At 71.6% G+C, this 10,750-nt stretch carries 8 protein-coding genes and 1 pseudogene; 1 reads left to right on the top strand and 8 read right to left on the bottom strand.

From position 1 onward, the window contains the following. Positions 1–287: 287 nt before the first annotated feature. The 4 genes and pseudogenes from ABGB21_RS03980 to ABGB21_RS03965 all read right to left on the bottom strand — a co-directional run. Positions 288–2,255 (bottom strand): annotated as a pseudogene (locus ABGB21_RS03980) (DUF5941 domain-containing protein); the annotation flags it as partial. Continuing rightward, positions 2,255–3,001: an ABC transporter ATP-binding protein gene (locus ABGB21_RS03975; RefSeq protein ID WP_347652698.1), complete on the bottom strand. Its 747-nt coding sequence runs from the start codon at positions 2,999–3,001 to the stop codon at positions 2,255–2,257. The pseudogene ABGB21_RS03980 and the gene ABGB21_RS03975, both read right to left, overlap by 1 nt. Continuing rightward, the gene (locus tag ABGB21_RS03970) at positions 3,002–3,829 is read right to left on the bottom strand and encodes an ABC transporter permease (protein WP_347652699.1); all 828 of its coding nucleotides are present in this window, start codon (positions 3,827–3,829) and stop codon (positions 3,002–3,004) included. A 279-nt stretch (positions 3,830–4,108) separates the two neighbouring features. Continuing rightward, entirely contained in the window at positions 4,109–5,479 is a 1,371-nt protein-coding gene (locus ABGB21_RS03965; RefSeq protein ID WP_347652700.1) for an L-serine ammonia-lyase, read from the bottom strand. Between the two features lie 250 nt (positions 5,480–5,729). On the opposite strand from ABGB21_RS03965, the gene ABGB21_RS03960 reads away from it, so the two are divergent. Then, the gene (locus ABGB21_RS03960) at positions 5,730–5,936 is read left to right on the top strand and encodes a PspC domain-containing protein (protein WP_347652701.1); all 207 of its coding nucleotides are present in this window, start codon (positions 5,730–5,732) and stop codon (positions 5,934–5,936) included. Positions 5,937–6,020: 84 nt separating this feature from the next. Here the strand turns inward: ABGB21_RS03960 and ABGB21_RS03955 are convergent, their stop codons facing one another. From ABGB21_RS03955 to ABGB21_RS03940, 4 genes are all read right to left on the bottom strand, one after another. Continuing rightward, positions 6,021–7,529, bottom strand: coding sequence for a hypothetical protein (locus ABGB21_RS03955; RefSeq protein WP_347676358.1), 1,509 nt, complete (start codon positions 7,527–7,529; stop codon positions 6,021–6,023). After that, the gene (locus ABGB21_RS03950; protein ID WP_347676356.1) at positions 7,526–8,554 is read right to left on the bottom strand and encodes a hypothetical protein; all 1,029 of its coding nucleotides are present in this window, start codon (positions 8,552–8,554) and stop codon (positions 7,526–7,528) included. The genes ABGB21_RS03955 and ABGB21_RS03950 overlap by 4 nt, the downstream gene beginning before the upstream one ends. Before the next feature lie 453 nt (positions 8,555–9,007). Beyond that, positions 9,008–10,183: a hypothetical protein gene (locus ABGB21_RS03945; RefSeq protein WP_347652704.1), complete on the bottom strand. Its 1,176-nt coding sequence runs from the start codon at positions 10,181–10,183 to the stop codon at positions 9,008–9,010. Beyond that, positions 10,180–10,701 (bottom strand): SigE family RNA polymerase sigma factor, encoded by a 522-nt coding sequence (locus ABGB21_RS03940; protein ID WP_347652705.1) that lies wholly within the window; start codon positions 10,699–10,701, stop codon positions 10,180–10,182. The genes ABGB21_RS03945 and ABGB21_RS03940 overlap by 4 nt, the downstream gene beginning before the upstream one ends. Positions 10,702–10,750 lie beyond the last annotated feature (49 nt).

The following is a 10,750-nucleotide window of genomic DNA, read 5'->3' as shown; positions in this document are numbered from 1 at the left end:
CGGTCGGCGGGCACCACGACGCTGAGCAGGGCCATCGGCGGTCGGGCCGTCCGGCTGGCGGCGTCATCCGTACCCTTCTCCGCCGCCAGCCGACCCGGCGCTGTCTCAGCCGACCAGCGGCGTTACCCGTTCCGTTCCCGCATCCCCGGACCGCCGCCGGCGGCCGGGTCCGGGCTGGCCCCGCCCGGTGTCACGACCTCCGACCCGACCGGTGTCGTCACCTCCGACCCGACGGTCACCGGGTCGGTCTCGGCCGGCCGTCGTGGGCCGGGGATGCCGCGCGGTGTCCAGCCCCGCAGCGCGTTCACCGCGAAGATCACCGTCAGGTAGCCGGCGAGCAGCAGCATCGCCCACCGCGCCGCGGTGGGACCGAGCAGCGTGGCGAGGGCGAGGATCAGCAGCCGGCCGTCCCAGCCGAGGCCGAGGGAGTGCAGCAGTGGTGCGGATTCCCGCTTCTCCAGTCGGGCGGTGAGGTCGTAGTGCCGCAGTGCCAATACGAACAGTAACCCGAACATCACCGCTTCGGGGGCGTCGACCAGGACTCCGACCGCGATCACCAGCAGGTACTCGACGGCCCGCAGTCCGGCCGGGACGAGCCAGTCCAGCGCGCCACCGTGCGGGACCGCCGCCGGCAGTGCGGCGAGCAGCACCACCAGCACGGCCAGCGGCACCAGCCAGCGGGCCGGTCCGGTGCCGACTCCGGCCAGGCCGGCGCCGAGCAGCGTCAGGCTGACCAGCGCACCGAGCACAGCGAACGGCAGCGGTCCGGGCAGTCGGGCCGCCTGGCCGAGCCCGGCCAGCCAGCGCGCCACCGGCCCGTCGTCGCGGTGCAGTCCGGTGTCGACCCCGGTCAGCACCGCGACCCGCATCGACCGGGCCCGTACGGTCCGCAGCGCCAGCGTGTACGCCGCCGCCAGAGCGCCCCAGACCAGGACCGCGATCAGGCTGACCGTCGGATTGAAGATCGCCACGGTGAGCGCGATCAGCGCCCAGCGTTCCCCGATCGGGAAGACCACGGTCCGCTTCAGCCAGTACGACACCGAACCGGTGTCCGCCTGCACCTTGTTGGAGGCGGCACTGAGCCGGGCGCCGAGGCCACCGGTGGCCGCCCCGGCCGGCCGGGGTCGCTTCGCCGCCTCGTCGTGCAGCGCGCCGTACCAGGTGTCGGTCATGTGCCGGACGGTCTGCAGGGTGATCGCGGCGATGCCGAGCGCCCAGCCGTAGGTGAATCCGGCCCGCTCGGCGCCGACCGCCAGGCCGGCGTAGACCAGGTACTCCTTGGCCCGGTCGGCGATGGTGTCGAGCCAGCCGCCCCACGGGCTGAAGTGCCGGGTGTAGCGGGCCAGCTGCCCGTCCACGCAGTCGAGCATGAAGCCGAGGTAGAGCAGGACCGCACCGGCGACCAGCGCCGGTCGGTCGCCGTAGGCGAAGAGCAGCGCCGCCACCCCGGCGAAGAGCACCGAGATCGCGGTGACCCCGGTCGGGGTGAGCCGCAGCCGGGCGCAGAGCTTGGTCACCCAGGGGGACCAGGTGCTGACGAAGAAGGTGGTGAAGAAGTCGTCCTTCTCCTTGACCGAAAGCCGCAGTTCGGCCTTGTCCGCGTCGACGGCGGCCACGGCCTGCTCGGCGGCGGCGACCTCGGCCGGCCCGGCGGCCCGGCGGGCGACGAGCAGCCGTACCCGCTGGGCGAAGATCGTCATGCCGGGCACGGCGGTGTCGCCGACCCGGGCCAGTTCGGCGAGCAGCCGGTCCAGCGCCGGTGTCGGGTCGACGCCGCCGGCAGCGTCGGCGGCCGCGAGCGACCGGGCGGCGGTGACCAGGGCCGGCAGGTCGGCGGCGCTGACCCGTACCGCACCGCCGGAGGCGCCGGTCGGGGCGGCGGCCAGCGTCGCGACGGCGGCGCCCGACCCGGCCTGGGCCGGGCTGCCGGCGGCGACCACCTGGTTGCGCTCCTCGACCACGCCGACCGGGCCGGCGTCCGGGTCCGGCAGCACCAGGGCCACCGTGCCGGGCAGTGGGCTGGTGGCCAGGTGCCGGAGTACGGCGGTGTGCGCGACCAGGTCCCCGGAGCAGAGCAGGACCGGCTCCCGGGCGGTGCCGGCGAGCACCGCCACCTCGGCCAGGTCATCGGTGAGTACGACGTCCCGGGCGCCGGCCGCCCGCAACTGTTCCCGCAGGTGCGCGGCGAGTGGCTTGCCGTCGGGGCGGGTCAGCGGCGCTCCGGGCCGGGTGGGGGTGAGCAGGATCGCCAGCATCACGGCCTGACCACGTCGTGGTATGCGTCGAGCGCCTCGCGTATGGTGCCGTCCACCCGCAATCGTCCTCCGTCGAAGTAGAGTCCCCGGCTGCAGAACCGGGTGAGGTCGTTCTCGTTGTGCGAAACCAGCATGACGGTCCGCCCCTCGGCGATCAGCCGGTCGATGGTGTCGTAGCACTTCTTCCGGAAGTCGGCGTCCCCGACCGCGGTCACCTCGTCCATGAGCAGGACCGGGTGCGGCAGTTGGGCGATCACCGAGAAGCCGAGCCGGACCTTCATCCCGGACGAGTAGTGCCGGACCGGGGTGTCGATCGCGTTCTCGATCTGCTCCCCGGCGAAGGCGACGATCTCGTCGAAGTGCCGCCGCAGGAAGCTGGGGCTGAGTCCGTGCAGGGAGCCGACCAGGTGGACGTTCTCCCGCCCGGTCAGGTCGTTGGAGAACCCGGCGGAGAGTTCCAGCAGCGGGGCGACCGCCCCGCGTACCCGGATCCGGCCCTCGTCCGGGATCAGCACCCCGGCGATCAGCCGGAGCAGGGTGCTCTTGCCGGTGCCGTTGCGGCCGATGACCCCGACGGTGTCGCCGGGGGCCACGGTGAAGGAGACGTCGCGCAGCGGCCAGAAGACCCCGGCCGACGGCTGCCGCCCGCCCCGGTGGATGAACATCTCCCGCAGTCGCAGGTTGCGCCGCCGGTTGCGGACGAACTGGATCCCCAGGTTGGTCGCCTCGATCATCGGCTCGCCCACCTACAGCTCCTTGAGTACGGCGGGTTCGAGCCGGCGGAACACCCAGGCGCCGGCGAGCAGGGTGAGCAGGCTGCCGCCGACGCTGAGGCAGAGCAGCCGGGTGTCCGGGAACTCGTCGGGGTACCAGACCGCGTGGTGCAGTTGGAAGATCCCGACCAGCGGGTTGACCTCGTACCCGATCTTCACCCAGTCCGGCATGCCGGACTCCCGGACCAGGCTGAGCGGGTAGATGATCGGGGTGGCGTAGAAGAGCACCCGGGTGACCAGCCGGATCAACCGCTCGATGTCGCGCATCAGGACGTTGAGCGAGGAGAGCAGCAGCGCCAGCCCGATCAGCAGGGTGGCCTGGACCAGGACCGCGAGCGGCAGCGAGAGCAGCCAGACGCCGAACTCGACCTTGTTGAACGCCGCGTAGGCGACCGCGACGGCGGCCAGGATCGGCAGGCCGGCCAGGTACTCGGCGAACCGGCCGGCGACCCGGCCGACCGGGAAGACCTCGCGGGGCAGGTTCATCGTGGTGATCAACCGGGCCTGTCCGGTGAGCGCGTTGGTCGCCTCGCTGATCGCCGAGTTGGTCCACATCCAGGCGAAGATCCCGGTGATCAGGAACAGCGGGTACGAGTCGGCGGCGTCGCCGAGGTGCCGGTGGGTGGCCGAGCGGTAGAGCAGGCCGAAGACGAAGAAGTAGATGGCGCCCATGCCCAGCGGTTCGATCAGCGACCAGAGGTAGCCGAGCACCGACTGCTGGTACTTGACCGCGAGGTCCCGGCGGACGAGCAGCCGCAGCGTGTTGCGGTGCGACCAGACCGCCACCACGCCGGACGTCACCGCCGCCTCCCGCTTGTCATTCCGCGCCTTCCCGGCAGCCGCTGACGCGGCATAGGGTACCAGTCAGGAAAACCGCCACAATGCCGACTAACCGCCCGATTTCCTGCCGGTAGCCCGCCGGTTCCGCCGTAGCGTGCCGGCCAAGGCCGAGATGACGCCAACCGGACCCGGATTGCCGCCGTCCGGCCGTCCCGGCGACGCGCCAACGCTACCCGACAGCCGCCGGCACGCTACCCCACGGACGCCTGCCGGCCACCCGACGGACCGCGCTCGGCGTGGTCAGCACTCGATGACGTTGACCGCCAGCCCGCCCCGGGCGGTCTCCTTGTACTTGACCTTCATGTCGGCGCCGGTCTCCCGCATGGTCTTGATGACCTTGTCCAGCGAGACGGTGTGCTCCCCGTCGCCGCGCAGCGCCAGCCGGGCCGCGGTGATCGCCTTGACGCTGGCCACCGCGTTCCGCTCGATGCACGGGATCTGCACCAGACCGCCGACCGGGTCACAGGTCAGCCCGAGGTTGTGCTCCATGCCGATCTCGGCGGCGTTCTCCACCTGGGCCGGGGTGCCGCCGAGCGCCTCGGCAAGCCCGGCCGCCGCCATCGAACACGCCGACCCGACCTCGCCCTGGCAGCCCACCTCGGCGCCGGAGATCGAGGCGTTCTCCTTGAACAGCACCCCGATCGCCGCCGCGGCCAGCAGGAACCGGACCACCCCCTCCTCGGAGGCGCCGGGCACGAACCGGCTGTAGTAGTGCAACACCGCCGGGATGATCCCGGCCGCGCCGTTGGTCGGCGCGGTCACCACCCGGCCGCCGGAGGCGTTCTCCTCGTTGACCGCGAGCGCGAAGAGGGTCACCCAGTCCATCACCCGCAGCGGGTCGGTGGAGGTCGGATCCGCCTCCAGGCCGCGGCGCAGCTCGGCCGCCCGGCGGCGGACCTTCAGCCCGCCGGGGAGCACCCCGTCCCGGGTACTGCCCCGCTCGACACACTCCCGCATCACCCGCCAGATCTCCAGCAGGTCGGCCCGGATCTCCGCCTCGCCGCGCCAGGACCGTTCGTTCGCCAGCATGATGTCGCTGATCGACATCCCGGTCTCGGCGGTCAGGGCGAGCAGTTCGGCGCCGGTGCGGAACGGGTACCGGACCCGCGTGTTGTCCGGTTTGATGCGGTCCGCGCCGGTCGCGCTCTCGTCCACCACAAAACCGCCACCGACCGAGTAGTAGGTCCGGGTCCGCAGCGGTCCACCCGTCTCGTCGTACGCGGTGAAGGTCATCCCGTTCGGATGGAACGGCAGCGACCGGCGCCGGTGCAGTACCAGGTCCCGGTCGACGTCGAAGTCGACGACGTGCGCCCCGAGCACGTTCAGCCGCCGCTCGGTCCGGACCTGCGCCACGGTCGCGGCCACCCCGTCCGGGTCCACCGTCTCCGGCGCCTCCCCGGCCAGGCCGAGCAGGACCGCCCGGTCACTGCCGTGCCCGTGCCCGGTGGCGCCGAGCGAGCCGAACAGTTCGGCGTGGATCCGGCCGGTGACCGCGAGCAGTCCGTCGGCCTTGAGCCCGGCCGCGAAGGTCCGGGCCGCCCGCATCGGGCCGACAGTGTGCGAGCTGGACGGCCCGATCCCGACGGTGAACAGGTCGAAAGCGCTGATCATCGAAACTCCTCCCGGCCGGCCCCGTTGCCGACCCTGGCCTCGGGCGTGCGCGCCGGTACTCCTCCAGCATGGCCCTGACCTGCCGGTCCGCGAGCCTACCCGGAGCTGGTGACGGGAGCATGGCGGCCGTCCCTCCGGGGTACGTCCCTACGGGTACGGGGTGTTTGGCTCCGTCTGGAGACCGAGGGCGGCACCTCGGCCGGTTCCTACCGTGGAATCAGCGACCGTTCCCTGACGAGGAGAGACGACGATGAGCCGCAAGCTCGCCCGCCCCCGCGACAATCGTTTGATCGCCGGCGTCTGCGCCGGCCTGGCCCGCCGCTTCGGCATGTCCGCCGGTTTGATGCGGCTGCTCTTTGTCCTCTCGGTGCTGCTGCCCGGACCGCAGGTGGTCATCTACCTGGCGCTCTGGATCGTCATGCCGAACGAGGACCGGCACTACGCCGCCGCACACTGACCCCGACCGGCGCGTGCTCCGGCGACCGCCGTGCGCCGGGGAGCCGGAGCATCCGGTTCGACGCTCCGGCGGACCCGACCCGGATCAGACGACCTTGATGCTGGACTGCGCCTCAAGCGGGCAGGGCAGGTTGGGGTCGAAGGCGATCTGGACCGCGCTGGCCACGAAGAACCCGCCGATGGTCTGGGCGGCGATCTGCGGCGGCGTGCCCGGTGCCACCCGGTTCACGTCCTGGGCGAAGACGTAGACCTTCCAGATGCCGTACGGAGTCTGGTCGGCCTTCTTCAGCTCCGGCAGCGCCTCCCGCAGGTGCAGACCACCGGTGTAGACCCCGTCGGACGCCGAGTCGTCGAACCCGACGCCGTCGTCGGTCAACGGCACCACGAAGTAGAGCCCCTGCGGTGCCCGGAACAGCGCGAACGCGTACAGGTCGGGGCCGCTGAACAGGGTCGCGTCGGGTCGGGTGAAGGTCGCCCGGGCCCAGAGCGTGCCCGGCGAGGCGACGGTGTCCGGGGTGACCACCTTGACCTCGTCGGTGACGTGGATGTTGGTCTGCTCCTCCTCCACCCGGTGCTGGTAGACGCCGCCGGTGGTGGTCCGCTCGTACGACCAGCTGACCCGGGTCCGGTACGGCTTCCCGGCGTACGGCTCGTCGAGCAGCGTCCAGTGCGCCTCGACGCGCTCGCCGACGGTCAGCTCGCCCGGCCCGGGCGGGGTTGCCTCCTGACCGCGCCAGTGCGGGTCGGCCTCGTCGGAGAGCGCCACCGCCAACGCGACCGAGGCGATGACCCCGGCCACCCCGGCGACGGTGAGGCCGCCCTTCAACACGTCGCCCGGCGCCGGTTTGCAGCACTCGGTCACCACCCCGGGATCGGTCTCCTCGAACTCGCCCTTGATCCCGACGTAGAAGGTGCCCGCGCCGACCGCCGCCGCGATGATGCCGACGATCGCGGCGATGACCAGGATGATCAACGCCAGCACCTTCCACCACGGGTCCTCGAACGGCAGCTCGCCGTGGGTACCCGGATAGGCGGGGTTCGGCACCCAGACCAGGGTGCAGCCGGTCGGGACGTACGGGCCGTGCCACGGCTTGCGCTTCTCGCCGTCGGGTTTCTCCCCGGCCCACCATTCGCCCTTGGCCGGCGGTACGACGGTCACCTTGGAGAGTTCGAGCCGCCCCTCCGGGATCTGGATCGAGTACGTCTTCGTCGTCTCGTCGTACCGGGTCTGGGAGACGAAGATCTGCCGGATCGACCGGGCCGAGCTGAAACCGTCCGCCCGGGCGACGAAGCTGACCAGCGGCTTGCCGGGTGAAGCGTGCTGGAAGTCGGCCGCCCAGCTGACCAGCACGGAGGCACCGGCCGGGATCCGGGCGAAGGTGTACGTCTGCCCGGTCACCACGATCCCGGGGTCGCCGACGCTCTCCAGGTAGATCGTGACGTTCGTCAGGTCGCCGCCCGAGGTGTTGGTGTAGTGGCAGGCGATCCGCAGCTTGTAGAGCGCGTTGTCGAAGATGCCGTCGGGCAGCATCACGTTGGTGAACGGTTCGATGGCGAACGGCCGGGTCTGCACGGCCATCGGCGTGGCGCTCACCGGACCCCCTCCGGACCGACCACCGCGAAGGAGATCCCGCCAAGGGTCTGCTTGCCGTCCGACTCGACGACCTCGACCAGCTGGTACTCACCACCGGCCAGGTCCCGCCCGCCGCGTACGGTCAGGTGGACCGGCACACTGCGCCCGGCCGGCACCTCCAGCTCCAGCTCGGGCCCGCCGACGCCGTCGTTCGGGTCGGTGATCGGTTTCGTCGAGAACCCGACCTCGACCAGCGGCTTCTCCACCGGCCGGTGGTCACGCAGCCCGAGCGTCGGCAGCGTCTCCTTCGGCAGTTCGCCGCCGACCAGGGCGCTGATCCGGACCCGCTTCGGTTCGCGGCGCCCGGCGGTGACGGTCAGGGTCAGTTTGAAGTCGCTCTTGCCGGCGCTGGCCAGGGTCAGGTTGCGCTGGGCGACGTTCGGATGTCCGACCGGGTCGACGGCGTCCGGCAGCGGCGGGTCGTCGGGCAGGCTGGCGACCACCACGAGACACTCGTGTCCGTCGTTGACGGTCACCACGTTCCACGGCACCAGGCAGAGCACCTCCTGGGTGTCACCGGCGGCGACGTCGGCGAACGCCGTACCGATGGGGTTGAGGGTGCTGTAGAACATCTGCACCGACGGGTTGCCCCAGTAGAACCGGAGCTGTACACCGACCGCGTCCTCCCGCCCGGTGTTGCGCACCCGCGCCCAGACGTACGCGACGTCACCGGCGGCCGGGGTGCCCGGAGTGCCGTTGGGGTCGGTGCCCGGCACCGCCCAGATGTCCGGGCTGAGCCACCAGTGCGGCGAGCCGTCACGGATCAGCAGGTCGGCTCCGGTGGAGCGGAGCCTGGTGCGGGCCGCCGGGCTGGCCGAGGCCGAGCCGACCCCGTCGGCGGCGGGCCGGCTCGCCGGTGTCGGGCTGGCCCCGGCCGCCGCCGGCACGCCGAGCGAGCCGAGCGTCACGGCGGCCAGCGTTGTCCCCCCGGAAATCCGGATGAGGTCACGCCGGGACACCGGCATGTTCTCCAGATGATCGGTCACTGCGGTTCCCCCTCGTATCCATGAATTGATTAAAGTCGATGCAAATGCCTCCACTGCCCCCAGCCACGAATACGATTACTCCCCGAGCCAGGAATATGGATATCCACCGGTCGGAGATACGGATTTCTTGGCGGGACAGGTGACCCGAATCGACCCCGGCGTCAGTCTGGCACGGCGATCGGGCGGTCGATGACAAACTGTCGGCGGGCAGACTCCACCATCCACCTGCGAATTTCCGCCGATGGCGGTGGACCGGACGAGTCGGGCCTATTTCCCACGTCCGCCGTCCGGACCATGACGGCGGCACGGGTGGGGAGCCCCGCGCCGCCGTCGAACCACACGCCTCTTCCGGCAGGTGCCCCGGACCCGGCGTACCGCTTTTCCGAAAACCGGACCCGCGCCATTTCTCCGACGTCGCACCTGCGTTGCCGTGAAAGGCCGGATCCGTACCGGTCAGAAGGTCAGTTGCTCCGCCTCGGCGGGCAGCCCGTCGGCCGGGCCGACAAACGTCTGCTGTGGCTGGTCGGCCGCCGGGCGGATCGTCCGGACGACCTTTCCGGTCAGGTCGACGACCACCAGCCCGGTCTCCTGCTCCGCACCCGGGGCGGAGTCGGCGAAGACCCACAGCAGCAGATGGGTGTCGTCGGTCCAGCCGACCAGCCGGGCCGGCGAGCCCAGGTCGACCACCGCCCGCTGGACACCGGTCGCGGCGTCGACGACGGTCACCCTCGTCGGACCGGGAAGGTTCGGATCCACCAGCGCCAACTGGCTCCCGTTGGGCGAGATCCCGGCGCCGTCGGCCAGTGGCACGCTGGCCGGCAGGGTCCGTACCAGCCGTCCGGTGAGGTCGTAGAAGCGGATCCCGGTCACCACACCCGGCTGACTCTCGTCGACATTCCGGCTGGTGGTCAGCACGACCCCCACCCCACCCGGAGCCCAGGCCAGGCTGAGCCCCCGGGTGTTCTCCGCCTCGACGTCCGGCAGCGGTACGAACCGGGTCTGCAGCGTCGCCGCGTCGGTAAGCAGGAAGCCGGCCTGCCCGTCCTGCTTGGGCCGGTAGGTGAAGAGGATCTGCCGCCCGTCGGGAGACCAACTGCCGGAGTCCGCGTACCCCCAGACGTTGGCAGCACCGATCTCGGGGGTGGGCAGCCAGCGGACCTGCCCACCGGCCCGGTCCAGGATGCCGACCCGGGTCGGGTGGGGCACGGCGTTGTCGCCGGTGCCCACCAGCACCTGGCTGCCGTCCGGTGACGGCATGGCGAACCGGTACGGCAACCGGTCGTACTGGCCCGTCTTCCGGTTCAGCACCACCGAGTAGAAGAAGTTCGGGCTCGGATCCTGGACGTCGGGGTCGCGGATGCCGCTGTAGGCGGTGACCACCGAATCGCGACCCGGAGCCCCGGCCGCCGCCTGTTCGGCCGGGCCGTCGCCGGTGGGGACGACGGTGGCGAGCAGCCCGACCAGTGCCGCACAGAGCGCGGTGGCCAGACCGCCGCCCGCGCCCAGTCGGGTGATCCGCTGCCGTCGGGCCCGCGCGAGCGTGACCTGGGCCAGCCCGGTGGGCGGCGGCGCGGAGTCGGCCAGTTCCTCGAATGTGTTCCGGATGGCCCCGGTGACGTGGGGGTTCATCGGCCTACGGTCTCCTTCGCCTGGAGGATGTCGAGTCTGGGGCAGAGTTCGCGGAGTCGGGTGAGCGCCCGGGCCGCCTGGCTGCGTACGGTCGACTCGGAGCAGCCGAGGATCTCGGCGATCTCGCTGTCCGGCCGGTCCTCGAAGTAGCGCAGCACCAGCACCGCGCGCCGTTTGGGGGGAAGCTGCGCCAGTGCCTGCCGCAGCGCCAGGTGGAGATCGACGGTGGCCGTGTCGTCGCGGGTGGCGGGTTCCGGCAGCCGCTCGACACTCACCTCACGCCGTCGCCGCAGGCTGCGCCACCAACTCGTCTGTTCCCGGTACAACGCCGTCCGCAGGTACGCCTCCGGCGCCTCCGTCCGGATCCGGGCCCAGTGCCGGACGCTGCGGGCCAGCACCGTCTGTAACAGGTCCTCGGCCTGCTGCCGGTGACCGGTGAGGGCCAGGGCGGTACGGAACAGCGCGTGCGACCGGGCCTCGACGAACTCACTGAACTCCCGTTCGAGGTCAGCGTTCATTCAGGTGCCTGTCAGTCATACCGTCTCCAACGCCGGTACGGCGCCAGCC

It is taken from the genome of Plantactinospora sp. B24E8, assembly GCF_039871735.1.
Taxonomy (GTDB): domain Bacteria; phylum Actinomycetota; class Actinomycetes; order Mycobacteriales; family Micromonosporaceae; genus Plantactinospora.
This window is presented reverse-complemented; position numbering and strand designations above follow the sequence as displayed.

Excerpts from the sequence above, each read along its gene's own strand:
- ABGB21_RS03960 (WP_347652701.1), top strand. The coding sequence starts at position 5,730 with ATGAGCCGCAAGCTCGCCCGCCCCCGCGACAATCGTTTGATCGCCGGC.
- ABGB21_RS03965 (WP_347652700.1), bottom strand. The coding sequence starts at position 5,479 with ATGATCAGCGCTTTCGACCTGTTCACCGTCGGGATCGGGCCGTCCAGC.
- ABGB21_RS03940 (WP_347652705.1), bottom strand. The coding sequence starts at position 10,701 with ATGAACGCTGACCTCGAACGGGAGTTCAGTGAGTTCGTCGAGGCCCGG.
- ABGB21_RS03945 (WP_347652704.1), bottom strand. The coding sequence starts at position 10,183 with ATGAACCCCCACGTCACCGGGGCCATCCGGAACACATTCGAGGAACTG.